Source organism: Streptococcus sp. CL5.50 (genome assembly GCF_049738015.1).
GTDB classification, from domain to species: Bacteria; Bacillota; Bacilli; order Lactobacillales; family Streptococcaceae; genus Streptococcus; species Streptococcus mitis_CA.
In genome coordinates this window covers 280353-305820 of sequence record NZ_JBKOTR010000001.1, presented here as the reverse complement: position 1 = coordinate 305820, position 25468 = coordinate 280353, and the positions used below count along the sequence as shown (strand labels likewise).

At 35.3% G+C, this 25468-nt stretch carries 19 protein-coding genes and 3 tRNA genes; 10 read left to right on the top strand and 12 right to left on the bottom strand.

What is annotated here, in order from left to right; genetic code table 11:
• Positions 1-8: 8 nt before the first annotated feature.
• From mfd to ACLNCV_RS01485, 8 genes are all read right to left on the bottom strand, one after another.
• The gene (gene mfd / locus ACLNCV_RS01520) at positions 9-3512 is read right to left on the bottom strand and encodes a transcription-repair coupling factor (protein ID WP_424844795.1); all 3504 of its coding nucleotides are present in this window, start codon (positions 3510-3512) and stop codon (positions 9-11) included.
• Positions 3513-4082 (bottom strand): aminoacyl-tRNA hydrolase, encoded by a 570-nt coding sequence (gene pth, locus ACLNCV_RS01515; protein ID WP_000163938.1) that lies wholly within the window; start codon positions 4080-4082, stop codon positions 3513-3515.
• A gap of 72 nt (positions 4083-4154) precedes the next feature.
• On the bottom strand, positions 4155-5270 hold the full coding sequence (gene ychF, locus ACLNCV_RS01510) for a redox-regulated ATPase YchF (protein WP_001218721.1): 1116 nt from the start codon (positions 5268-5270) through the stop codon (positions 4155-4157).
• A gap of 84 nt (positions 5271-5354) precedes the next feature.
• Positions 5355-5549, bottom strand: a complete 195-nt coding sequence (locus ACLNCV_RS01505; RefSeq protein WP_000285186.1) for a DUF951 domain-containing protein — start codon at positions 5547-5549, stop codon at positions 5355-5357.
• Positions 5550-5613: 64 nt separating this feature from the next.
• Positions 5614-6750 carry a DNA polymerase III subunit beta gene (dnaN, locus tag ACLNCV_RS01500; RefSeq protein WP_084926253.1) on the bottom strand — a complete coding sequence of 379 codons (1137 nt, stop codon included), beginning with the start codon at positions 6748-6750 and terminating at the stop codon, positions 5614-5616.
• Positions 6751-6908: 158 nt separating this feature from the next.
• Positions 6909-8270 (bottom strand): chromosomal replication initiator protein DnaA, encoded by a 1362-nt coding sequence (gene dnaA, locus ACLNCV_RS01495; protein ID WP_084887647.1) that lies wholly within the window; start codon positions 8268-8270, stop codon positions 6909-6911.
• Between the two features lie 212 nt (positions 8271-8482).
• Positions 8483-9241: a ParB/RepB/Spo0J family partition protein gene (locus ACLNCV_RS01490; protein ID WP_084926254.1), complete on the bottom strand. Its 759-nt coding sequence runs from the start codon at positions 9239-9241 to the stop codon at positions 8483-8485.
• A 57-nt stretch (positions 9242-9298) separates the two neighbouring features.
• On the bottom strand, positions 9299-10480 hold the full coding sequence (locus ACLNCV_RS01485; protein WP_084926255.1) for a S1C family serine protease: 1182 nt from the start codon (positions 10478-10480) through the stop codon (positions 9299-9301).
• Between the two features lie 183 nt (positions 10481-10663).
• On the opposite strand from ACLNCV_RS01485, the gene rlmH reads away from it, so the two are divergent.
• The 7 genes from rlmH to ACLNCV_RS01450 all read left to right on the top strand — a co-directional run bounded on the left by rlmH (position 10664) and on the right by ACLNCV_RS01450 (position 13848).
• Entirely contained in the window at positions 10664-11143 is a 480-nt protein-coding gene (gene rlmH / locus ACLNCV_RS01480) for a 23S rRNA (pseudouridine(1915)-N(3))-methyltransferase RlmH (protein ID WP_000695928.1), read from the top strand.
• A 43-nt stretch (positions 11144-11186) separates the two neighbouring features.
• Positions 11187-11260: transfer RNA gene (locus ACLNCV_RS01475), tRNA-Arg, on the top strand.
• A gap of 165 nt (positions 11261-11425) precedes the next feature.
• Positions 11426-11551, top strand: a complete 126-nt coding sequence (gene comC / locus ACLNCV_RS01470) for a competence-stimulating peptide ComC (RefSeq protein ID WP_000799685.1) — start codon at positions 11426-11428, stop codon at positions 11549-11551.
• Positions 11552-11571: 20 nt separating this feature from the next.
• Positions 11572-12897: a competence system sensor histidine kinase ComD gene (comD, locus tag ACLNCV_RS01465; protein ID WP_001048129.1), complete on the top strand. Its 1326-nt coding sequence runs from the start codon at positions 11572-11574 to the stop codon at positions 12895-12897.
• Positions 12894-13646 (top strand): competence system response regulator transcription factor ComE, encoded by a 753-nt coding sequence (gene comE / locus ACLNCV_RS01460; protein WP_000866074.1) that lies wholly within the window; start codon positions 12894-12896, stop codon positions 13644-13646. The genes comD and comE overlap by 4 nt, the downstream gene beginning before the upstream one ends.
• A gap of 51 nt (positions 13647-13697) precedes the next feature.
• Positions 13698-13769, top strand: a tRNA-Glu gene (locus ACLNCV_RS01455).
• 5 nt (positions 13770-13774) lie between these two features.
• Positions 13775-13848, top strand: a tRNA-Asn gene (locus ACLNCV_RS01450).
• Between the two features lie 40 nt (positions 13849-13888).
• Here the strand turns inward: ACLNCV_RS01450 and ACLNCV_RS01445 are convergent.
• Positions 13889-14431: a TetR/AcrR family transcriptional regulator gene (locus tag ACLNCV_RS01445; RefSeq protein WP_001158275.1), complete on the bottom strand. Its 543-nt coding sequence runs from the start codon at positions 14429-14431 to the stop codon at positions 13889-13891.
• 126 nt (positions 14432-14557) lie between these two features.
• Between ACLNCV_RS01445 and ACLNCV_RS01440 the strand changes: the two genes are divergently transcribed.
• The gene (locus ACLNCV_RS01440) at positions 14558-17200 is read left to right on the top strand and encodes a YhgE/Pip domain-containing protein (protein WP_153198932.1); all 2643 of its coding nucleotides are present in this window, start codon (positions 14558-14560) and stop codon (positions 17198-17200) included.
• Positions 17201-17230: 30 nt separating this feature from the next.
• Here the strand turns inward: ACLNCV_RS01440 and ACLNCV_RS01435 are convergent, their stop codons facing one another.
• Together ACLNCV_RS01435 and ACLNCV_RS01430 are read right to left on the bottom strand one after the other, a co-directional pair.
• The gene (locus ACLNCV_RS01435; protein WP_084926257.1) at positions 17231-19774 is read right to left on the bottom strand and encodes a YfhO family protein; all 2544 of its coding nucleotides are present in this window, start codon (positions 19772-19774) and stop codon (positions 17231-17233) included.
• Positions 19775-19835: 61 nt separating this feature from the next.
• Complete coding sequence (locus ACLNCV_RS01430; RefSeq protein WP_000958782.1) at positions 19836-21458, bottom strand: ATP-binding cassette domain-containing protein; 1623 nt, start codon at positions 21456-21458, stop codon at positions 19836-19838.
• 205 nt (positions 21459-21663) lie between these two features.
• Here ACLNCV_RS01430 and trpS point away from each other — a divergent pair, with 205 nt between their 5' ends.
• The gene (trpS, locus tag ACLNCV_RS01425; RefSeq protein WP_049543296.1) at positions 21664-22689 is read left to right on the top strand and encodes a tryptophan--tRNA ligase; all 1026 of its coding nucleotides are present in this window, start codon (positions 21664-21666) and stop codon (positions 22687-22689) included.
• Positions 22690-22840: 151 nt separating this feature from the next.
• Positions 22841-24319, top strand: coding sequence for an IMP dehydrogenase (gene guaB, locus ACLNCV_RS01420; protein WP_084926258.1), 1479 nt, complete (start codon positions 22841-22843; stop codon positions 24317-24319).
• Between the two features lie 50 nt (positions 24320-24369).
• Here the strand turns inward: guaB and recF are convergent, their stop codons facing one another.
• Positions 24370-25467, bottom strand: a complete 1098-nt coding sequence (gene recF / locus ACLNCV_RS01415; protein ID WP_084926259.1) for a DNA replication/repair protein RecF — start codon at positions 25465-25467, stop codon at positions 24370-24372.
• Position 25468: the final 1 nt, after the last annotated feature.

The following is a 25468-nucleotide window of genomic DNA, read 5'->3' as shown; positions in this document are numbered from 1 at the left end:
GAAAAATGTTAAAGGGAATTGCCTTCTTTCGATACTTTTATCTCTAATAAACTTTCTCCAAAAATGAGCAGACCTTCTAAAATTTCATAGTCCTTCTTATTTTGGACATCAAATACAACTTCCATTAATCCCTTATTCTCAGTTATGGCTGCTTTTAAATTCGTTGCGGATAAAGATTTAAAATAATCTTGAGCCAAAAACAATCGCTGAGTAATTTTTTCAAATTGAACTGTAATCTTATTTTCTTTTCGTTCCACACGTTGAACAAAGACCTTATCAAGATAAGACTTAACCAAACCAATCTCTAAAAGATAGGCTACCACGTCTGGGTACTCTCCAAAGCGGTCCATCAACTCTTCTTGTAATTCTTCATAGTTGACACGGTTGTCAATTTGACGAATTTTCTTGTAAATTTCAATCTTATGTCGTTGATCAGAAATATAAGTATCAGGAAGATAGGCATCAATTTGTAAAATCAATTCAGTATTTCCTTTGGTTCTTGTGTTCCCATTACCATGTCGTTTAGCAATAGCTTCCTCCAATAACTGCGAATACAATTCAAAACCAACAGAATCAATGAAACCAGACTGGGATTTTCCTAAAAGATTTCCTGCTCCGCGAATTGAAAGATCTCGCATTGCAATCTTAAATCCAGAACCCAATTCTGTAAATCCTTTAATCGCTTCTAATCTCTTCTCGGAGACTTCACTGATTGATTTTTCTGGACGATACATGAGATAGGCATAAGCAATACGATTACTACGACCGACTCTTCCTCTTAACTGATACAAGGTTGACAAGCCCATATGGTCCGCATTTTCAATAAATAAAGTATTAGCATTTGGAATGTCCACCCCTGTCTCAATAATGGTAGTCGTCACTAAAATATCATACTGACCTTCAATGAAATCCAGTAGAGTATTTTCTAACTGAATCTCACTCATTTGCCCATGAACATACCCAATCGAAGCCTCTGGAATCAACTCCTGTAATTCGGAAACCTTCTGATCAATCGTGTCAACTTTATTGTAAAGATAGTAAACTTGACCTCCACGCTCCATTTCACGCAAGACAGCATCACGAATCACACTATCATTCTTTTCTAAAACATAGGTTTGCACTGGATAACGATTAGTCGGCGGAGTTTCAATAACAGACAAATCTCTGATTCCCAGCATAGACATGTGAAGGGTACGAGGAATTGGCGTTGCTGTCAAGGTCAGGACATCTACTTGTTTTTTCAGTTCTTTCAAGGTTTCCTTATGCTTGACACCAAATCGCTGTTCCTCATCAATAATCATCAAGCCCAAATCAGCAAATACAACATCTTTTGACAAAACACGATGTGTTCCAATTAAAATATCAACTTGACCCTTTTTCAATTTTTCAAGTGTTTCAGTCTGCTCTTTTTTACTTCTAAAACGACTCAACACATCAATATTAACTGCAAAATTTTGGAATCTCTCTTTAAAATTTGTATAGTGTTGTTGCGCTAAAACCGTTGTCGGAACTAGAACGACAACTTGTTTATGATCATTGACCGCCTTAAAGGCTGCACGCATTGCAACTTCAGTCTTCCCAAAACCAACATCTCCAACTAGAAGTCGATCCATGGGATGAGAATCCTGCATATCTCTCTTGATTTCCTCAATACTACGAAGTTGATCATCCGTTTCAACATAAGGGAAGGCATCATCAAAAGCATGTTGATTATCATCATCAGCTGAGAAAGCAACCCCCTTCAACTGACTACGCTCAGAATAAAGCTTGATTAAATCGTCAGCTATATCCTCTACCTGGTTCTTAACTTTTTGCTTAGCCTTTTTAAAATGACCATCATTTAATTTATTAAGTTTTGGAGCTTTCCCATCACTTGAAACATATTTTGACAGTAACTGAATCTGCTCAACTGGGATGGAGATTTGATCCCCATTTTGATATTGAACACTGACATAATCACGGTGAATCCCTTTGATTTCAATTGTTTCAATGCCTAGATATTGACCAATTCCATGAATATGGTGAACAACGTAGTCCCCTTTTTCAAGTTCATTATAATCTTTTAATCGCTCTGCATTTGAAACATGTTGTCTTCGAAAACGACGTTTTAATTTCTTTTGAAAAATCTCATGTTCAGTGATCAAGAGAATTTTTTCATCTACAAAATGAAAACCATGTCTTAGATTACCCTCAATCAAGTTTACAGATTCTTTACAGATACTTGACTTATCTCTGGAATCCAATTTAATCTTGTATTCCTCTAAAACATCCTCCAATGTTTTACTTCCCATTGAATTGCTAGATTGCAGAATAATGGTGTAGTCCATTTTTTTATATCGCTCAATTTCTTCTTTAAGAAAAGAAAATTGATTGAAAAACTCCTGCATGGGAAATTGATTAAATTGATAAATGTGTTCAAACTTGAGATTTCCTAACCCTTTTTGGAGATTGGAGAAAAAGGTAACTGGACTTTGTTTTTTATAGGTTTGCTCTGTATCTGCAAAATACTGCATATCAGAAAATGATTTACCATTCTGTAAATCTTCCGTAAAGTATTGCGCTAACTCTCCTTCAAAGGCTTCATACTGATTCATCAATTTTTGGTAATCATCAAAAAACACTGGTGTATCTTTTTCAATATAATCAAATATAGTCCATGTTTTATCGTAACATAAAGATAAAAACTTTCGACTATCTGAATGTACTTGTTTTTGATGAAAACTTGACAAAATCTCTTCCAAGTATGATTTTAAAATTGGTGATAAGGTCTTTGAAATTTGCTTTTCTAAAGCTGACTGCCCTCGTAGATAGTCCTTTTCCCTCAAAAGTATATCACTTGCTGGAAAGATAGTGAGTTCTGTTTGATTTTCTTTTGATAATTGTGTTTCGACTTCAAAAGTCCGAATTCCATCTACTTCATCACCAAAAAACTCGATTCGGAAAGGTTCTAACTGAGACATCTCAAAAATATCTAAAATATCTCCTCGAATACTAAACTCACCTTGAGTTTGTACTTGCGTAACTTTGCGATAACCTATTTCCTTTAACTGATGGATAAACGTGTGTTGATCATATTCTTCACCAACTGTTATTTTTACAATACTATCTTTGAATATATTGGGAGACGGTAAAATCAATCGACTTGCTGCGATATTACAAACTAAAATCCCTTTCTTAGATGAATCAGTCAAAAAACGCAAGGCTTCAACCCGTGAAATGATTTTTTCTTGTGAAGACATCAAAAACTCGACCATAGGGGAGTCATCTACTAAAAATGGATAGACAAGTTCCTCACCCAAGACAGATATAAGATCACTAACAAGTCCTTCTGCTTCTCCATAAGTTGACGTCAATAACACAATCTTATCTTCCTGTCTCAAACTACTAGCAATTGCTAAAGCTTTTGTAGAAGTTGACAAGCCTAACATTAATTGTCTTTTCTTATCTGTCAGATTTCGATGCCATTTTTTTATCTGATTATTTTCTGAGAATAAATCTAATAAGGTTAACATTTATCCGTTATACCTCTGCATTGTTTTCTCAAAATTTTTCTCTTGTAAATAGTAGTTTACAGAATCGTCAACTTTGTCAATAGACTGTAAAATACCAATATAATCATCCTTGTCAAAGGTACTCAAAACATGGTTAACAACTGACATTCCATTTTTAGGTCTTCCGATTCCAATCTTAACACGATTAAAGGTTTGGGTTCCAATATGTTGAATAATAGACTTGATACCATTATGACCACCTGCGGATCCCTTTGCTCTTAAACGAATCTTTCCAACTTCCATGTCAAGATCATCATAAATGATGAGTAAATCTTCAATATCCAAACCATAGTAAGTCAATAAAGCATGAACCGCTTTTCCACTTTCATTCATAAATGTCGTTGGTTTGACAAGATAAATTTTTTCTCCATTTAGGAAAAAGGATGCTAGGTCAGCTTGAAATATCTTATCGTGTGTAAATGTGACATTCTGTTTTTTCGCTAGTTGGTCAATCAACATAAAACCAACATTGTGTTTGGTCTCAAAATATTTATCTCCTGGATTTCCTAATCCTACAAGTAATTTGGTCATTTATTTTTCCTTTCAAAAGCCAAAAGGGTTGGAATTTTTTTTCCAACCTAATTGACACTATTTATTAAATTTTTAGACATTAAAGCGGAATTCCATAATATCGCCATCTTGAACGATATATTCTTTTCCTTCTTCACGCAAGCGTCCAGCTTCTTTTACAGCCTTTTCGGATCCGTATTTCACTAGATCCTCATATGACATGGTTACCGCACGAATAAATCCTTTTTCAAAATCTGAGTGGATAATACCAGCTGCTTGAGGAGCCTTCATACCACGTTTGAAGGTCCAAGCGCGAACTTCTTTTTCGCCAGCTGTGAAGTAAGTTCCCAGTCCAAGCAAGTGGTAAGCTGCACGAGTCAACTTGTCAACGCCTGATTCTGTCAACCCAAGTGCTTCAAGAAACTCTTGCTTGTCTTCTTCGTCTAACTCAGAAATTTCTTCCTCAGCACGCGCAGAAATAACGACTACTTCAGCATTTTCTGTCGCTGCGAATTCACGAATTTGTTTAACATAGTCGATAGAGTCAGGTTCTGAAACCACATCCTCGTCCACATTAGCAACATAGAGCACTGGTTTAGTCGTTAACAGGAAGAGACCTTTGACAACCTTTTGTTCCTCATCTGTAAATTCAATAGTTCGAGCTGATTTTCCATCTTCAAGAACAGGTTTAATCTTTTGAAGAACATTAAATTCTGCTACTGATTCTTTATCTTTTTGCGTACGTGCCATCTTTTCTACACGCATATAGCGCTTATTAACTGATTCTAAGTCAGCAAGAATCAACTCTAGGTTAATAGTATCAATATCTGCCAGTGGATCCACAAAGGCGTCTTCACGTCCTTGCTCGCGCATCACATTTTCATCATCAAAAGCACGAACTACATGAACAATCGCATCTACTTCACGGATATTAGCCAAGAATTTATTCCCTAGCCCTTCTCCTTTTGAAGCTCCTTTTACAATCCCTGCGATATCTGTAAATTCAAATGTTGTTGGAACTGTCTTTTTAGGAGTAATCATTTCAGTTAGTTTTTGTAGGCGTTCATCTGGAACTTCTACCATTCCAACATTTGGATCAATCGTCGCAAATGGGTAATTTGCTGCCTCTGCTCCTGCTTTTGTAATTGCATTAAATAGTGTTGATTTACCAACGTTTGGCAAACCAACGATACCTGCTGTTAAAGCCATATTTTCTCATTCTCCGTTTTCATTTCAATCCCTAATATTATAACACAAAAAGGGAAAACTTGCTAACCCTCTAACTAAGGGTTTTCAGTCAATAATTTTATTCATTTTTCGATCAAAATCATAGCGTCCCATCATGACAACATGGTCACAATTGCTACATTTGATTTTGATATCTGCTCCTACACGTGTAATTTCCCAACGATTAGCTTTTTTTCCTGTTGACTTGATTGTGCAAGCATGTGGTTTTTTCATTTCAACAAAATTTCCAACTTGATACATACTACTCTCCTTTTCTTTTTCGATTATATCATAAAAGAGGCGAGCCAGGCTCAACCTCTTTCACTTAATTTGTACGAACTGGGGTGATAAGTTGCATGAAGTCCTCGTCAGTATCTGCTGGCACAAGAGTAAATGGACGAACAGCTGAGATAAAGCTAATGGTCACCTTTTCGCTATTTAAAGCCTTGAGTGAATCAATCAAGTAAGTTGGGTTGAAACTAATGGTCAAATCTTCACCAGTAACCTGATCAGTATCGATTTCTTCGTTTACTTTACCAACTTCTGGAGAGTGAACATGGGCGCTAACAACCCCATCTTTAATTTCAAGTTTCACAGTACCATTTTGAGTCGCACTTGATAAAAGACGAGCACGCTCCATTGACTGACGTAAGTTTACCACATCAAAAGTAATTGTAGTGTTAAAGTCTGTTGGAATCAAACGATCTGTGTCAGGATAGTTTCCTTCTAGGAGACGAGTATAGAAGCTAATATTTTCGCTTCTAAAGAGGATTTGGTTATTGGCAAAGAAAATCTCTACAGTTTCAATATCATCTGTAAATACTGCTGAAAATTCGCGTAGAGAACGGCTCGGAATTACAACATCAAAATCATCACTATTTTTCTCAAGCGTTAATTTTTTCTGGCTTAGACGATGAGAGTCTGTAGCTACTGTTTTTAGCTCCTTGTGTTGGCTCAATACAAAATGAACACCTGTTAAAATTGGACGACTCTCTTGTGTACTTGCCGCAAAAGCTGTTTCATTGATAATTTTCTTGAGTAATTTTGTTTCAAGAACCAAAGGAGTGCTTGCTGAAATTTCTTGAATTCGTGGATATTGTTCGCTATCTTTTCCTTTTAGGGTAATTTCTGATTTGCCGCTGTTTAAAACAATTTGATTTTGTTCAATTTCTTTAAAATCAAGAGTCACATCAGGTAGACTAGATACCACATTGATGAAGAAAGAAGCTTCAAGAAGGATTGAACCTAGAGAAGTAATTAACAAACCAGCATCTTCATTTTTTTGAGAAATAAAATTTTCAATTGAAATTTGACCATTTGAACCAATTAAAGTAACCCCTTCATTGGTTACGTCAATTTTGACAGTTGATAAAATAGGAATAGCATTTTTAGAACTAATAGCTCTTTTGGTTGTATTTAAGGCTTGTAGAAATAAATTTTTATTAATTGAAAAATGAATCATGGATTCTCCTTTATTTATTTTTAGTATTAGAAGGATAATAGTAATAATAGAGTCTGTGAAATCTGTGGAAAACAGACTTGAAATAAGTCATATCAAGTTTTTTGGCTTGTTTAAAAAATGTGGATAAAAAAGATAAAAAAACGAAAGTTATCCACAAGTTATTTTATTTTCTTTTTGATTGATTCAATTTCTAAACGTAAATTATCGTCTTCATCAATCAAAGATTTAATTTTTGCATGGGCATGAATGACTGTTGTATGATCTTTTCCTCCAAACTCCTTCCCAATTTTTGGAAGACTATTATCTGTTAATTCTCTAGATAAATACATGGCTACTTGACGGGCTAACACAATATTTTGAAGGCGTCTGCTTCCCTTCATTTCTTTGACACTAACACCATAGAAGTTCCCTACTTCAGTTTGGATTTTATCAATTGGAATGACGAGGATTTGGCTAACATCTTGTTTTCGAGCTCTAATAGCTTCTGCAGCGATATCGATACTGATATCCTTAATCTTCTTCACTCTGGCGATTAAAGTGATGTCGTTGATGGCTCCTTCAAGTTCTCGAACGTTTGAATCAAATTGGCCAGCTAGGTATTCTAGGGTATCACTTTGGAAATTGTAGTCCAAATGTTCTGTTTTGCTTTGTAAAATGGCAATACGTGTCTCAAAGTCAGGTGGTGTGATGTTTTGCGTCAACCCCCAGCTAAAGCGCGTGACAAGTCTTTCTTCAAGGCCCTCTAAGTGTTTAGGACTACGATCACTAGTCAGAACGATTTGTTTTTGATTGCTATGAAGAACGTTGAAAGTATTGAAGAATTCTTCTTGAGTTGCAACTTTTTTTCCACTCAGCGATTGGATATCATCAATTAACAAGAGATCAAGGCTACGGTAAGTTTTTTTGAATTTTTCCATTTCACCTAGTCTCAGGTGTTCAAGAAAGTCGTTGATAAAGCTTTCAGCAGGGATGTACTTCACACGCGCATCAGGAATATTTCTCAAAATCTCATTCCCAATTGCATTGAGTAAGTGAGTCTTACCAAGCCCAGGTCCTCCATAGATAAAAAGAGGATTATAGGTTAAGGCCAAATCTTCAGAGACAGCCAAAGCTGCTGATACTGCCCAAACATTTCCATCCCCTTGAATAAAATTATCAAAGGTATACTTTTCTTTTAATCCAGTATCCGAATAAGGAATAGATGCTAACTTTGGACTATAGTCATAAAGAGTTGAATTTGGAGCTTCTTCAACTTGTGAGACAGTAGTATCTTGAGGTTTGATGAAAATATAGTGGGGAGTTATTTCAGCGTCATAAATTTCAAATCCAGCAACTACAATAATATCTTTTAGTTGTTTTTCCCAGACCATTTCCATTTCAGATCGTGGTAAAAATATAGTGGCAACATTTTCCTCTACCTTTATGAGTTCAGCTTGAATAGCATAGAAATCATACATGGATCGAGTCAGTCTTTCTTGAGCAAATTCTAATATACGATTCCAAAATTGTTTTTCTTTCAATCCTTTCTCCTCCTTTACTATTTAAAAGTTTAATGCTAGACTTATTTTACCATAGATAGTAAGAATTTTCCACAAGCTGTGAAAAATAATCCACAATGTTATCAAGTTTTATCCACAGGTTGGGGATAAAATCAGAAATTATTGATTTATTAAGCTTTTTACTGAAAAAAATAGTGGATAACCTTGTGAGATAAAAAAATAAAAGAACAGCCTTATTTCAGGCTGTTGATAATTCTACTGTATTCTTCTTGATTTGAAAAAGAAATAATGATTTTTCCACTGTCTTTTTTAGACAGTTTGATTTCTACATCTAATCCGAGTAGTTTTTTTAACTGTTCTTCTTCATTTTGTATGAAATGATCATTTTTTTGCAGTTTCTTTTGTTTTTTCTCTGTCAGAAGAGCTTCTAATTTTCTTACAGAAATGTCTTCCCCTATGATTCGTTGAAAGAAATAGTCTTGTTGTTCCTTATTCAACCCAACTAGAGAACGCGCATGGGCTTGTGATAGTTTGCCATTTTCTACTTCTGAGAGGATCTGTTCTGGCAAGGACAGCAAGCGAATAGAGTTACTGATATAAGGACGAGACTTGCCCATTTTATCTGCAATTTCAGCATGGGTAAATCCTTTCTCTACAAGAGATTCATAGGCGCGTGCTTCTTCTATTGGATTTAAATTTTCTCTTTGCAAATTTTCAATGATGGACTGGACCATCATCTCTTGATCTGAAAGCTGTTTAACAACAGCTGGGATAGACCTTAGACCAGCTAAAAGTGAAGCCCGATAGCGTCTCTCTCCTGCAAGGATTTCATAACCAATAACAGGAGATTGACGAACAATAATCGGTTGAATGACCCCATTTTCTTTAATAGACTGTGCTAGTTCATGTAGTTTTTCTCCATCAAATTCTTTTCGAGGTTGATAGGGATTTTTTTGTATATCTGTGATAGAAATCATTTCAAATTTTTCCATGATTCTACACTAACACATCTTTTCTCTTATGTAAAGCTTTCTTTACATAGATGTCAATTAAGATTCTAAATCACCTGAACTCTTGTCAAGTTTAATAGATGTAGTTTCTTCTTTACCGTTACGATAGTAAGTTATCTTAATGGTGTCTCCGATAGAATGATTGTAAAGAGCACTTTGTAAGTCTGTTGATGAAGCAATGTCTTTGTCGTCTACTTTTGTAATAACATCGTATTTTTCAAGGTGACCATTGGCAGGCATATTGCTCTGCACAGAACGAACAACGACACCAGATGTTACATTGCTTGGAATATTCAGTCTTCTAAGATCACTTGTATTAATATTTGAGAGATTGACCATTTGGATGCCCAAAGCTGGACGAGTCACTTTTCCGTTCTTTTCCAACTGTTCAATAATATTGATAGCATCATTTGCAGGAATTGCGAACCCAAGTCCTTCTACAGACGTTCCTCCATTTGTTGCAATTTTACTTGAGGTAATTCCGATAACTTGCCCTTGAATATTGATAAGTGGTCCACCAGAGTTACCTGGGTTAATAGCAGTATCAGTTTGGATAGCTTTTGTAGAAATGGCTTGTCCATCTTCAGATTTTAAAGACACATTTCGATTGAGACTAGATACGATACCTTGAGTGACAGTATTAGCATATTCAGAACCTAACGGGCTACCGATGGCAATAGCAGTTTCTCCTACGGTTAACTGACTAGAATCACCAAACTCAGCTACTGTTGTCACTTTTTCTGAAGAGATTTTGACGACAGCAATATCAGAGAAAGTATCAGCTCCGACAATTTCTCCAGGTACTTTAGTCCCATCTGACAAACGAATATCTACTTTGCTGGCACCATTTATAACGTGATTGTTGGTGACGATGTAAGCTTCTTTGTCATTCTTTTTATAAATAACCCCAGATCCTTCACTAGAGATTTGCTGAGAATCTGTGTCAGTATCATCATTACCAAATACGCTATTTTGTCTGTTTGCCGAATAAGTAATAACAGAAACAACAGCATCTTTTACTTTGTTAACAGCCTGTGTTGTTGAATTTTCGTTCTTATAGGCAGTCTGTGTAATAGTACTATTGTTGTTGGAGTTACTTACAGTACTTTTCTGAGTTAGTTGGTTTATTGAAAAGCTACCCAAGGCTCCACTAATAAAGCTAATGACGATAACGACTAATAATTGAAACCATTTTTTGTAAAATGTTTTTAGATGTTTCATATTTGCCTCCATATGTTTGAAATTACTGAAAGTATAAACTGACTAGCTTAATTATAACTTAAAAATAAAAGTTTTTCACAGATTGTGGATAACTTTTAAAAATCTGTGGTTTTCTCGGCTAAAATTAACCTTTTATTTTGTGAATAAGATGTGAAAAAATAGAGAATATGTTAGAATAGAGTCATGAAAATTAAAGTTGTAACAGTTGGGAAACTGAAAGAAAAGTATTTGAAAGATGGTATTGCAGAGTATTTAAAACGAATTTCTCGATTTGCTAAGCTTGAAATGATTGAGCTAGCAGATGAAAAAACACCAGATAGGGCCAGTGAATCAGAAAATCAAAAGATTTTAGGAATAGAAGGTCAGAGAATTTTATCAAAAGTTGGTGACCGTGATTTCGTGATTGTGTTGGCTATCGAAGGGAGAACTTTCTCCTCAGAAGAATTTAGTAAGCAGCTAGAAGAAGCTTCTATAAAAGGATTTTCTACTCTTACATTTATTATTGGAGGGAGTCTGGGATTAGCACAGGATGTAAAAAAGAGAGCCAATCTCTCTGTTAGTTTTGGCCGTTTAACCTTGCCCCATCAGTTAATGAGACTAGTCCTTGTTGAACAAATCTATCGGGCTTTTACAATACAGCAGGGCTCGCCCTATCATAAATAGAAAATTGACTTTCAATTGAATTTTTGGTAGAATAGCTATATTAGGTCTCATAGCTCAGCTGGATAGAGCATTCGCCTTCTAAGCGAACGGTCGCAGGTTCGAATCCTGCTGGGATCAATATAGTAGCAAAGCTGGGAATTTTCCCGGCTTTTTTCTTAAAAAAGTACACTTGGGGAGAAAAAAATGACAGTTGAGAGAATTTTATCTAAAACGAAATTCCATTTTGTATAATAGTTTTTGTAAGTTAGCTTACAAGAAAAAAACATTTAAGGAGATTTTATTATGAAAAACACAGTTAAATTGGAACAGTTTGTAGCCTTGAAGGAAAAAGACTTGCAGGAGATTCAAGGTGGGGAAAGTAGACTTCCAAAAATCCGCTTTGATTTTATTTTCCCACGAAAAAAGTAATGAAATAAGGGGAAAGAGTAATGAATTTATTTGGAGTTGGGTTAGTTATTGTTTATTTTTTAATTATTAGTCACAGTTACCGTTTAATTTGTAAAGGTCAAATAAATAGAAAAGAACTATACGTTTTTAGTGCTTATATATTACTAACAGAAATAGTACTTGATTTTCCATCATATCTTCTACATTTAGATGACTTAGGGATTGTAAAATTTTTATTTCCTTTGGTATTATATTCCTATTTTCGATGGATTAAACAGTATGAGAGGGATAGAGGACTATTCCTAAGTTTACTACTATCTCTTTTATATGAGAGCACTCATAACTTTTTGTCCGTAACTTTATCCTCTCTAACAGGAGACAATTTTGTTTTACAATATTATGAACCATTCTTTTTCCTTGTAACGGTGTTGACTTATGTCGTTATCTTAAAAATCATTCATTATTTCCATTTGGATCTAAACTATTTTGATAAAGACTACCTCTATCCTTTCTTGACAAAAGTATTTTTTGCTTTGCTACTGCTCCATATTGTATCTTTCGTTTCAGATATGGTAAGTACGATTAAACATTTGAATAGTTTTGGAAGTATTTTATCATCTATCGTCTTTATTTCTCTCCTTTTAACCTTTTTTGCAATGAATTCACATAAAGATCAAATGGAGAAAGAGATTGCTTTGAAGCAGAAGAAATTTGAACAGAAACATTTACAAAACTACACAGATGAAATTGTCGGTTTGTATAATGAAATTCGTGGTTTTCGACATGATTATGCTGGGATGCTTGTCAGTATGCAGATGGCAATTGACAGTGGTAATTTACAGGAAATTGACAGAGTTTACAACGAAGTTTTGGTTAAAGCCAATCACAAACTGCGCTCAGATAAGTACACTTACTTTGATTTGAACAACATAGAAGATTCAGCTTTACGAAGTTTGGTTGCTCAGTCAATTGTCTATGCTCGAAATAACGGTGTAGAGTTTACACTGGAAGTAAAAGATATAATTACTAGACTACCAATAGACCTTCTGGATTTAGTTCGTATTATGAGTGTTTTATTGAACAATGCTGTCGAAGGATCGGCTGATAGTTATAAAAAGCAGATGGAAGTAGCAGTTATTAAGATGGAAACTGAAACAGTGATTGTGATTCAGAATTCATGTAAAATGACGATGACTCCTTCAGGAGATCTATTTGCTTTAGGATTCTCTACTAAGGGAAGAAATCGCGGAGTAGGATTAAATAATGTGAAAGAACTACTGGATAAGTACAACAACATTATTTTAGAAACAGAGATGGAAGGCAGTACATTTAGACAAATCATTAGATTTAAGAGGGAATTTGAATGAAAGTTTTAATTTTAGAAGATGTTATTGAACATCAAGTGAGACTAGAGAGAATATTGGATGAAATTTCGAAAGAATCGAATATTCCAATATCATACAAGACAACGGGAAAAGTTCGTGAGTTTAAGGAATATATCGAAAATGATGAAGTAAACCAGCTTTATTTTCTAGATATTGATATTCATGGAATTGAGAAAAAGGGATTTGAAGTGGCTCAGCTCATTCGTCATTACAATCCTTACGCTATTATCGTCTTTATCACCAGTCGATCAGAGTTTGCGACTCTAACCTATAAATATCAGGTATCAGCCTTAGATTTTGTTGATAAGGATATCAATGATGAGTTATTTAAGAAGAGAATTGAGCAGAATATCTTCTACACGAAGAGTATGTTACTTGAAAATGAAGATGTGGTAGATTATTTTGACTACAATTACAAGGGAAATGATTTAAAAATCCCTTACCATGATATTTTGTATATTGAAACGACAGGTGTCTCTCATAAATTACGCATTATTGGTAAGAATTTTGCCAAAGAGTTTTACGGTACCATGACAGATATTCAGGAAAAGGACAAACATACTCAGCGATTTTATTCTCCTCACAAGTCATTTTTGGTAAATATAGGGAATATCAGAGAAATTGATCGAAAAAACTTAGAAATTGTTTTCTATGAAGATCATCGTTGTCCTATTTCAAGATTAAAAATTAGAAAATTAAAAGATATTCTAGAGAAAAAATCTCAAAAGTAATTGACAATTAGCAAGAAATTGATATAATGGTTATATCTGCTACAGATAGAAGGTCCGTTGGTCAAGGGGTTAAGACACCGCCTTTTCACGGCGGTAACACGGGTTCGAATCCCGTACGGACTATTTTATCCGCCATAGCTCAGTTGGTAGTAGCGCATGACTGTTAATCATGATGTCGTAGGTTCGAGTCCTACTGGCGGAGTATAGATAAAAGGGAACATAGTGTTGTTCCCTTTTTTGTATCAATTTGTATCACCAAGCATTTTCATAAGGAAGTCTGTTATTTCTTGAGGACTTTCTTTTTTTCCATGTGCAATCCAAGTTTGGCAGACACCAAAAAGTGCGTGAGTTAGATAGATGCTACTGTATTCTAACTCAGTGGTATTGAGATTTAGTTGCATAAAACGCTTTTGTAAATCTGTACTGAGCATGATATGAAGTTTATTTCGTAAGAAATTTTGGATTTCTTTGGTCCCGTTTTCAGAAAGAAGGGCAGCCAGAAGTGGTTCTGACTCTAGATATTCAAATACTTCTAAAATAGCATCTCTTTTGTGATGAGCATGTTTTTGAAAAATATATTCAAATGTATGGAATAGCTTGCTTTGATAATGCTCAATCATATCATACTTATCCTTATAGTGAGTATAGAAGCTGGAACGACTAATTCCAGCTTTTTCTGCTAGCTTGACAGTAGAAATTTGATCAAATGGCTGTTCCATGAGTAATTGTACCATAGCATTTTCAATAGTTCGCTTTGTTTTTAATCGTTTATTACTTTCTTGCATACTTCCTCCTCGTAAACAAATTAGACTATATGTCTAAAAATGGATTTTTTATCTTGTAATTTAGATTTTTTATTGTATAATCTATTATATCAAAATTTTAGACAATATGTTTAAAAAGGAGAAGCTATGTTTAAAGAATGGAAAGCAATTTTAAAAAAACCAACCTTTATTATTGTCATGATAGGGATTTCTCTTATTCCCGCTCTGTACAATATCATATTTTTGTCATCAATGTGGGATCCATATGGGCAATTGTCTGACTTACCTGTGGCAGTTGTCAATAATGATAAAGAAGCCTCCTATAATGGTAATAGTATGTCTATAGGAAAAGACATGGTGTCCAATTTAAAAGAAAATAAAACCTTGGATTTTCATTTTGTCAGTGAAGAAGAAGGTAAGAAGGGTTTAGAAAATGGCGATTACTATATGGTAGTCACTTTGCCAAGTGACTTGTCTGAAAAAGCAGCTTCTATTTTAACGGATCATCCAGAGCAAATGCAAATCGATTATCAGACTTCAAGTGGTCATAGCTTTATTGCAAGTAAGATGAGTGATTCTGCAATGACACAATTAAAGCAGAGTGTTTCTACCAATGTAACCGAGACATATACTAAAGTTTTATTCAACAAAATTGTCGATTTAAAGGATGGTATGAGTCAAGCAGTTTCTGGTAGTGAAAAATTAACTGATGGAGCGAATCAGTTAGTGGCAGGAAGTCAAACATTAACTACTAACCTAAACTCTTTAGCAGATTCAAGTTTAACATTTTCAAATGGAACGGAGCAGTTTACTAAAGGATTATCCTCTTATGTCTCTGGTGTTGAACAACTTCATCTTGGCTTAGGGAATTTTAATAGTGGTTTAGTTACATATACTGGTGCAGTGAGTCAATTAGATAGCGGATTAGGTCAATTATCTTCTAAAAGTCCTGAATTAGTAAGGGGAATCAATCAGTTATATACTGGTGTAGAGTCCTATACTGACGGTGTTTCTAAGCTTAATGCTGGTCTTAATCAATTTTCATCTGGTGTTAGTGCCTACACGAATGGAGTGGGAAGTCTTGCAACAGGTGCTAATCAGTTATCTAATCAATCAGCTACACTTCGAATGGGGGTGGAGCAATTAAGTGAAGGGATTCAACAACTTTCTAGCAAGTTAGATGCTTCGTCTGAGCAAAAAGATCAAATTAATCAATTATCTTCTGGTCTGAATCAGTTAAATCAAGCCATTCAAAATATTGATGTTGGAGATACAAAAAAATTAGATTCTGTTTTATCAAGTATAGTATCTCTTTCTAATCAAATGTTAGCAAGTGCTCAGTCTGATAAAGCGACTACATTAGCCAATATTCAATCGACAGCAGCTTATCAATCTTTGACAAGTGAGCAACAAGCTGAAATAAGTGCTTCTGTATCTCAAAATTCGACTGATAGTATTCAATCAGCACAGTCAATTGTAGCTTTAGCTCAAGGTTTACAGGGAAGTTTGGAAAACTTACAAAATCAGTCTTCTAATCTTTCGACTTTAAAAAATCAAGCTAATCAAGTATTACCGCTTGCTTCTACTTCTTTGACAGGATTGTCAAGTGGATTAACAGAAATACAGGGAGCAGTAACGAGTAAATTAGTTCCTGCTAGTCAGTCGATTACATCGGGGGTAAATGCATATACTGTTGGTGTTGATAAAGTTTCTCAAGGCGCAAGTCAACTAAGTGAAAAGAATTCCACCTTGACAGGTAGTTTGGATCAATTAGTTTCAGGCTCAACTACCTTGACACAAAAATCTTCTAACTTGACAACAGGAGTTGGTCAATTAGTTGAAAAAACTCCAGAATTAGTGTCTGGTATTGAAAAATTATCAACTGGCTCTAACCAATTGAATCAAAAGAGTCAAGAATTGATAGCAGGAGTTGATAAATTGCAGTCAGGCTCTAGCCAACTAGCTGACAAATCCAGTCAGTTAATTTCAGGTGCTTCTCAATTAGAAAGTGGAGCTAATAAATTGGCAGATGGGGCTGGGAAACTAGCAGAAGGTGGAACAAAGTTAACTTCTGGCTTGGAAGGTTTACAGACAGGAGTTGCTTCTTTAGGACAAGGATTAAGTAATGCTAGTGATCAACTCAAATCAGCATCTACGGAATCTAAAAATGCAGAGATTTTATCAAATCCTCTCAGTCTTTCTAAAACAGACAATGATCAAGTTCCTGTAAATGGAGTTGCAATGGCTCCTTATATGATATCAGTTGCTCTCTTTGTTGCAGCAATATCAACGAATATGATCTTTGCGAAGTTGCCTTCAGGACGTCATCTGGAGAGCCGCTGGGCTTGGTTGAAATCTCGAGCTGAAATAAATGGTATTATAGCTATTTTAGCAGGAATTTTGGTATATGGAGGAGTTCATCTTATTGGTTTAACTGCTAATCATGAGATGAGAACATTTATTCTCATTATCCTAACAAGTTTAGTATTCATGTCTATGGTGACTGCTTTGACAACATGGAATAGCCGTATAGGAGCTTTCTTCTCTCTTATCTTGCTTTTATTACAGTTGGCATCAAGTGCAGGTACTTACCCACTTGCTTTGACAAATGATTTCTTTAGAGCCATCAATCCTTGGTTACCAATGAGTTATTCAGTTTCGGGATTACGACAAACAATCTCTATGACAGGAAATATTCATCATCAAGTCATTTTCCTTGTTGTGATATTGGCCCTATTTATTGGTTTAGGTATGCTAGCCTATCAACCTAAGAAAATGGAAGAAGATTAAAAAAATCGACCGATTAACTGGTCGATTTTTTTATGCCTTAGATGACTTTCGTCTGTGATTATAGATTCCAAATAGTAAGAGAGAAGTAAAGGAAGAGATTGCTCCAGTAATAAAACCATTAGGAATGAAGGAAAGTGTAATCGTTCCTTTCCCCTTAGGAACGTCAACTTTCATAAATCCAGTTTGAGCTTGTTTAATTTCTATTTTCTTACCATCTTGGTAGGCAGACCAACCTTTGTCATAAGGAATGGTGAAGAAAATAGACGTATCTTGTTGGACATCATATGTAGCAAAAACCTTGTTTTTAGAAGTTGATACCGTTACTGGTTGTTCTTTAATTTTTTGAATTGCCTCAGTTAAAGTTTGGATATCTAAACGGTAGAAAGTAGGAGATTCAAATGATACTTGTGAATTTCCAGGGAAACTAACATGAATATTGAAAGTTTTTTTCTCTTTAGTATATCCTAGATTAAAGAAGGAAAAAACATTATCAGTTGTAAAAATTTTTTTTGCATCATTTACAAGGATGTCAACCTTCTTTTGTTTATCATTAGAAAAGTGAATGTTTGTGAAAGAAAGATAAACTTGGCTGTTTTCTGGAACTTCAATTTGATACTGGATTGCTACATCCTCATTTGAAGAACTTGTGACACTAATCAAATCATTAGTATTTTCTGTTTTTTCATAAGGGATTGGAGAAAAATAATCAAAATTGACGTTAGCAAGTTGATTTAAAAACAAGGCTTGATTATCTAAAGTATGTTCATTGAACTTGACATCATTGTAAACAGATTGACTAGCAAATGCAATCGGAAGAGAGAATTGATTTTCATATAGGGTAAGATTATCTTTTTGATATACATCTTGGAAACCATACTTATCAATGGGGTTTCCCGAGATATTGTACTGGATTCCAAATAAACTATCAGCCAAAATACTATTATTGGCATAACGGAGATTGAGATTTGTCCCAGAGGATTTAAACCCAAGTTTATCTAAAGTAGAGCTTGCTGAACGGTTTCGAACAGATGAAAATTGAGAGATTCCATTGTAGCTGAATTTCATACTGTCATTTCCTGTCTGAGTCTCTAGTTTCTCAGTACGAGTAAATTGATTCCCAATATATGTTGAGAAAGATTCCATAGCTGGGATATCTCGACTATAAGCACTTCGAGAAGCAAAGCCCCATTCTTTAGCAATTCCGTCCATTTGAGATGAAGCATTTAAACTTATTTCAACTATTATCAATAAAGAGATTAGAATGGTAAACAGATTCACAGATATAAACTTTTTGATAACTGCAAGGAGTAAAAGCGAATAGACAACCAAAAATTCAAGAGTAAGCAGAATATTCAAATCTGTTAAAAAAGAATAATGTGATTTTAGATAGATGGTAGCTAAAAATCCTGTTACTATAATAAAAAGCGAAACTAAAAAATTCCAGACTTTGAGTTCTTTCAGACGCTTTAAGACTTCCGCTGCTGTGTAAATTAACAAGGTAGAGAAAATCCAAGAATAGCGATGTAAAAACATATTTGGAGTATGCATACCTTGCCAAAATAAATCAAGAGCTTCTATATAAAAGCTTGCAATTAGAAATGCAAAGAAGATTGCATAGATAAGTTTCACGTGAAACTTAATAGATTTCAGCGTAAAAAATAAAATGGTCAAAATAAAGGGAAGTAGTCCAACAAAAATCATTGGGATGGCCCCATACTTTGTTGTGTCAAAGGAACCAATGAATTGTTTAGCAAAGAGATCAAGATACCAGCTACTTTCAGTTTGAAACTTTGTAATTCCAGTTAATTTTTCCCCATGTGTCTGTAAATCAAATAGAGTAGGAAGAGTCAGAATCAAACTAGCCATACCAGCTAAAACGGAGGTGATTATGAAATCAAGAAAAGATGATTTTCGAGTTTTAAAGTCCCAAGAAATTTGACAGAGATACCAGAAAATAAGAAACAATGCTGTCATATAGCCAAAATAATAGTTTTGGATAAATAAGATTGACAGACTTGTAAAGTATAATGAGAATTTCTTTTCAGTTATCAGTAGATGTAAACCAGTTATAATTAAAGGAATCAAGATAAAAACATCTAGCCAGGTTTTTATCTCTAACTGACTAATGGTAAAGCTCATCAGAGCATAAGAAGTGGATAAGGCTAGTTTTAAAGTTTGAGGGACATTTTTAAATAATTTATTTAAACTAAAGAAGGTTGACAAACTAATCAATCCAAATTTTAAGAGAGTTGTCAGATAGACAGCATCTGGCATATTAGTTAGATCAAAAAAGTAAACTAGAGGTGAAAGGAAACTTCCCAAGTAATAACTAGATAGGGCATAGAAATTTAATCCGAGACCACTTGTAAAGGTGTAAAACAGACTACCATTTCCATGTAGGATATTTCTTAGAGCTATATCAAAAATAACGTATTGATGAAAGCCATCTCCTAATAGAGGAGAGTTGTCGCTATTCCAGTAGATACCTTGAGATAGATATACTCCTATCATAATGATTATGGGAATGATGAAAGAAACAAAATAGGTCCAATATGTTTTAAAAAATAATTTCATGTTACCTCATAAAATGTTAGAAAACTCAGCTGGTTACCCCAACTGAGTTTTGAAGTTTTATTTAGTCTTTCCAAAGTTCTTTTACTTTTGCTTGTACTTCTGCATTTTCTAGGAATTCATCGTAGGTTTCATCAATACGATCGATGACGCCATTTTTAGATAAGACAATGATATGGTTAGCTAGAGTTTGAATGAACTCGTGGTCATGACTGGCAAAGATGATTGATTCTTTGAAGTTTTTCAATCCATCGTTCAAGCTTGAGATAGATTCCAAGTCCAAGTGATTGGTTGGATCATCAAGTACAAGGACATTTGATTTTAAGAGCATGAGTTTTGAAAGCATGACACGAACTTTTTCTCCCCCTGACAAGACATTTACAGGTTTGTTAACTTCATCTCCAGAGAAGAGCATACGGCCGAGGAAACCACGTAGGAAAGTATTGTCATCTTCTTCTTTACTTGCGAATTGACGCAACCAGTCAAGGATTGACTCTCCTCCTGCAAAATCTGCCGAGTTATCTTTTGGCAAGTAAGAACGGCTAGTAGTTACTCCCCACTTGACAGTTCCTTCATAGTCAATGTCCCCCATTATTGCACGAATTAATGCAGTCGTTTGGATGTCATTTTGACCAATAAGAGCTGTCTTATCACCTGGACGCAAGATAAAGCTGATATTATCTAAAATAGTCTCACCATCAATCTTTACAGTTAGATTTTCTACTGTCAAGAGATCATTACCAATCTCACGTTCCGCTTTAAAGTTGATAAATGGATATTTACGACTAGATGGAACAATTTCTTCTAGTTCAATCTTATCAAGCATTTTCTTACGTGATGTTGCTTGTCTTGATTTAGAAGCATTGGCAGAGAAACGAGCAACGAACTCTTGCAATTGTTTAATTTTTTCTTCTGCTTTGGCATTACGGTCTGCTAGCAATTTAGCAGCGAGTTCAGAAGATTCCTTCCAGAAGTCATAGTTTCCGACATAGAGTTTGATTTTTCCAAAGTCAAGGTCGGCCATGTGAGTACATACTTTGTTTAAGAAGTGACGGTCGTGGGATACTACGATAACTGTGTTATCAAAGTCAATCAAGAAGTCTTCTAACCAAGTAATCGATTGGATGTCCAAACCGTTGGTAGGCTCGTCCAATAGAAGCACATCTGGTTTACCAAAAAGTGCTTTGGCAAGGAGAACTTTTACTTTTTCACCGTTGGCCAATTCGCTCATGTTTTGATAGTGCAATTCTTCTGGAATGTTTAGGTTTTGAAGGAGTTGAGAGGCTTCACTTTCTGCTTCCCAACCTCCAAGCTCGGCAAACTCTCCTTCGAGTTCGGCAGCACGCACTCCATCCTCATCTGAGAAATTTTCCTTCATGTAGATGGCATCTTTCTCCTTCATGATGCTATAAAGTTTTTCATTTCCCATGATAACGACATCAATGGCACGTTCGTCTTCATAGTCAAAGTGATTTTGACGAAGAACAGAGAGACGTTCATCTGGACCAAGAGAGATGTGACCAGTAGTAGGTTCGATATCTCCAGCTAAAATTTTTAAAAAGGTAGATTTTCCGGCACCATTAGCACCAATTAATCCGTAAGTATTTCCTTCTGTAAATTTGATATTGACATCATCAAAAAGTTTGCGATCACTAAAACGTAGTGAAACATCAGATACTGTAAGCAATGTTTTTCTCCTATATGTGTAATATATTTATTCTACTAGAAAATACGGAAATATTCAAATTTTTATCTGTCAATTTTGTGTAAATTACATTTACAGCATACTTTACAAGAATCCGTAAATAGCAAGGCTGATTTATTTTGATAAATTACGGTTATTTCATTAAAAAAATGCTATAATTGAAGGGACTATATCGAAGGAGAACAAAATGACTAAACCCATTATTTTAACAGGAGACCGTCCAACAGGAAAATTGCATATTGGACATTATGTTGGAAGTCTCAAAAATCGAGTATTATTACAGGAAGAGGATAAGTATGATATGTTTGTGTTCTTAGCTGACCAACAAGCTTTGACAGATCATGCTAAAGACCCTCAAACAATTGTAGAGTCTATCGGAAATGTGGCTTTGGATTACCTTGCAGTTGGATTGGATCCCAGTAAATCAACTATCTTTATTCAAAGCCAAATTCCAGAATTAGCTGAGTTGTCTATGTATTATATGAATTTGGTGTCATTAGCACGTTTGGAGCGTAATCCAACTGTCAAGACAGAAATTGCTCAGAAAGGCTTTGGAGAGAGTATTCCGACAGGATTCTTGGTCTATCCAATAGCTCAAGCAGCTGACATCACAGCTTTTAAGGCTAATTATGTTCCTGTTGGGACAGATCAGAAACCAATGATTGAGCAAACTCGTGAAATTGTTCGTTCTTTTAACAATGCATATAACTGTGATGTATTGGTAGAACCGGAAGGTATTTATCCAGAAAATGAGAGAGCGGGTCGTTTACCTGGTTTAGATGGAAATGCTAAAATGTCTAAATCACTCAATAATGGTATTTATTTAGCTGATGATGCGGATACTTTGCGTAAAAAAGTAATGAGTATGTATACAGATCCAGATCATATCCGCGTTGAGGATCCAGGTAAAATTGAAGGCAATATGGTTTTCCATTATCTAGATGTTTTTGGTCGCCCAGAAGATGCTCAAGAAATTGCCGAAATGAAAGAACATTATCAACGAGGTGGTCTTGGTGATGTGAAGACCAAGCGTTATCTACTTGAAATATTAGAACGTGAACTTGGTCCTATTCGTGAGCGCCGTATCGAATTTGCTAAGGATATGGGAGAAGTTTATAATATGCTTCAAAAAGGTAGTGAAAGAGCGCGTGAAGTTGCAGGTCAAACCCTATCTGAGGTTAAAGGGGCAATGGGACTTCAGTACTTTAACTAAATTTATTTTACAAGAAACTATCATTTCTATCTCAAAGAAAAGATAGTTTTTTATTTACCCCTGTAACATTTGACAAATTTTTATAGAATGGTATGATAGATACAATATAAAAAGAGTCAAGCTCAAAAAGAAAGAAAAGAGGAAACTTCGAATGTCTAATTGGGACACTAAATTTTTGAAAAAAGGTTTTACCTTTGATGATGTATTGCTTATTCCAGCTGAAAGTCATGTGTTGCCTAACGATGCAGATTTAACAACTAAATTGGCAGATAATTTGACTTTAAATATCCCAATTATTACCGCTGCCATGGACACAGTTACAGAGAGTCAAATGGCTATTGCTATTGCTCGTGCAGGCGGTCTCGGAGTTATCCATAAAAACATGTCAATTGCTCAACAAGCAGACGAGGTTCGCAAGGTAAAACGTTCTGAAAATGGAGTTATTATTGATCCGTTCTTCTTGACGCCTGAACATACAATTGCTGAAGCTGATGAGCTTATGGGACGTTACCGCATCAGTGGTGTTCCAGTTGTTGAAACACTTGAAAATCGTAAATTAGTTGGTATTTTGACAAACCGAGATCTTCGTTTTATTTCAGACTATAACCAACCAATCTCAAATCATATGACTAGTGAAAATCTTGTTATTGCTCCTGTGGGTACAGATCTTGCAACAGCTGAGAGCATTCTTCAAGAGCACCGTATTGAAAAACTTCCTTTGGTAGATGAAGAAGGTCGCCTTTCTGGTTTGATTACTATCAAAGATATTGAAAAAGTTATTGAGTTTCCAAATGCGGCGAAAGATGAGTTTGGTCGTCTTCTAGTTGCAGGTGCAGTAGGTGTTACTTCAGATACATTTGAACGTGCAGAGGCTCTTTTTGAAGCAGGAGCGGATGCGATTGTTATTGATACTGCACATGGTCATTCTGCAGGTGTCTTGCGTAAAATTGCTGAGATTCGTGCTCACTTCCCAGATCGTACTTTGATTGCTGGAAATATTGCTACTGCTGAGGGAGCGCGCGCACTTTACGAAGCAGGTGTAGACGTTGTCAAGGTTGGGATTGGACCAGGTTCAATCTGTACAACTCGTGTGATTGCTGGTGTTGGTGTTCCGCAAGTAACAGCTATCTATGATGCTGCAGCTGTTGCGCGTGAATATGGTAAAACGATCATTGCTGACGGTGGAATCAAGTATTCTGGAGATATTGTAAAAGCCCTTGCTGCAGGTGGAAATGCAGTTATGCTTGGATCTATGTTTGCTGGAACAGATGAAGCACCAGGTGAAACTGAAATCTTCCAAGGGCGTAAGTTCAAGACTTACCGTGGTATGGGATCAATCGCAGCAATGAAGAAAGGTTCAAGCGATCGTTACTTCCAAGGTTCTATCAATGAAGCAAACAAACTTGTTCCAGAAGGAATTGAAGGTCGTGTTGCTTATAAAGGTGCGGCAGCTGATATTGTCTTCCAAATGATTGGAGGTATTCGCTCTGGTATGGGTTACTGTGGTGCAGCTAACCTTAAAGAACTACACGATAATGCTCAATTTATTGAAATGTCTGGTGCTGGTTTGAAAGAAAGCCACCCTCATGACGTACAAATTACTAATGAGGCACCAAATTATTCTATGTAAAAAACAATGAAAAGAACTCCCGTGGAAATAGGAGTTCTTTTACAATGTTGTCAATTATAATTTACAGAAACTTTACCATCCTGAATAGTGAAGATACTTAGATTTTCTGGCAGATTTTGAAGATGGTCTAAGCTTGTTGTTGTGATAAAAGTTTGGATTGAATGAGAAATCGTTTCTAATAATTTTAGTTGTCTAGTGTTGTCAAGTTCGCTCATGACATCGTCAAGCAGTAATATTGGAGATTCTGTAGTAACGCTTTCCATTAATTCGATTTCTGCTAATTTTATCGAGAGGACGAGACTGCGATGTTGACCTTGACTTCCAAAACTAGCATCCATCCCATTTATATAAAAAGAAATGTCATCTCGATGAGGACCGACACCAGTATTCTTTTTAAATAAATCTCTGGATCTACTTTTTTCTAAAGCAATTTTGAAAGATTCGGATAAGTCTTCTTTGTCAGTTATATTGACAGAAGATTGATAGGATATTGACAACTCTTCAATCTGATTAGAGAGTTCAAAATGTTTCTTACGCCCAAATGATTCTAGTTTTTTTATGAAATCTAAGCGGTGATTCATTACACGACATCCATAATCAACTAGCTGATCATCCAACACTGAAAGGAAGGTTTCATCTATTGTTTGAGCTGATTTTAGATAGGTATTTCTTTGCTTAAGAATATGGTTATAATTGGTTAAATCTGATAAATAGATTGGCTTAATTTGTCCAAGCTCCATATCAATGAATTTTCGTCGAACTGAAGGTGCTCCTTTAATTAGTTGTAAATCTTCAGGAGCAAATAAGACAACATTCATGTGTCCTACGTAATCTGAAAGTCGTGCCTGTTTTAAGTGATTCACTTTTGTCACACGTCCTTTTTGTGTTAGTTCGATTTCGAGAGGAATGGATCCAGTTTTTTTCTGAACAAGACCTGAAAGGTGAAGTTGTTCCTCATTAAAATGAATGAGATTTTTATCTGTTCGAGTTCGATGACTACGTGTTAAGGCTAAAAAATAGATAGCCTCTAACATATTTGTTTTACCTTGTGCATTGCGTCCTAAAAAGACATTTAATTTAGGATTAAAGTCTATTTTCGTCTCTTTGTAGTTACGAAAAGTCTTGAGAGATAGGTGTTGTAGCCACATG

Bases quoted from the DNA above. Each gene is read 5' to 3' on its own strand.
- recF (WP_084926259.1), bottom strand. From the start codon at position 25,467: ATGTGGCTACAACACCTATCTCTCAAGACTTTTCGTAACTACAAAGAG.
- ACLNCV_RS01490 (WP_084926254.1), bottom strand. From the start codon at position 9,241: ATGGAAAAATTTGAAATGATTTCTATCACAGATATACAAAAAAATCCC.
- ACLNCV_RS01435 (WP_084926257.1), bottom strand. From the start codon at position 19,774: ATGAAATTATTTTTTAAAACATATTGGACCTATTTTGTTTCTTTCATC.
- comC (WP_000799685.1), top strand. From the start codon at position 11,426: ATGAAAAACACAGTTAAATTGGAACAGTTTGTAGCCTTGAAGGAAAAA.
- comD (WP_001048129.1), top strand. From the start codon at position 11,572: ATGAATTTATTTGGAGTTGGGTTAGTTATTGTTTATTTTTTAATTATT.
- comE (WP_000866074.1), top strand. From the start codon at position 12,894: ATGAAAGTTTTAATTTTAGAAGATGTTATTGAACATCAAGTGAGACTA.
- mfd (WP_424844795.1), bottom strand. From the start codon at position 3,512: ATGTTAACCTTATTAGATTTATTCTCAGAAAATAATCAGATAAAAAAA.
- trpS (WP_049543296.1), top strand. From the start codon at position 21,664: ATGACTAAACCCATTATTTTAACAGGAGACCGTCCAACAGGAAAATTG.
- ACLNCV_RS01505 (WP_000285186.1), bottom strand. From the start codon at position 5,549: ATGTATCAAGTTGGAAATTTTGTTGAAATGAAAAAACCACATGCTTGC.
- ychF (WP_001218721.1), bottom strand. From the start codon at position 5,270: ATGGCTTTAACAGCAGGTATCGTTGGTTTGCCAAACGTTGGTAAATCA.
- ACLNCV_RS01445 (WP_001158275.1), bottom strand. From the start codon at position 14,431: ATGCAAGAAAGTAATAAACGATTAAAAACAAAGCGAACTATTGAAAAT.
- rlmH (WP_000695928.1), top strand. From the start codon at position 10,664: ATGAAAATTAAAGTTGTAACAGTTGGGAAACTGAAAGAAAAGTATTTG.
- pth (WP_000163938.1), bottom strand. From the start codon at position 4,082: ATGACCAAATTACTTGTAGGATTAGGAAATCCAGGAGATAAATATTTT.
- dnaN (WP_084926253.1), bottom strand. From the start codon at position 6,750: ATGATTCATTTTTCAATTAATAAAAATTTATTTCTACAAGCCTTAAAT.
- ACLNCV_RS01485 (WP_084926255.1), bottom strand. From the start codon at position 10,480: ATGAAACATCTAAAAACATTTTACAAAAAATGGTTTCAATTATTAGTC.
- ACLNCV_RS01440 (WP_153198932.1), top strand. From the start codon at position 14,558: ATGTTTAAAGAATGGAAAGCAATTTTAAAAAAACCAACCTTTATTATT.
- guaB (WP_084926258.1), top strand. From the start codon at position 22,841: ATGTCTAATTGGGACACTAAATTTTTGAAAAAAGGTTTTACCTTTGAT.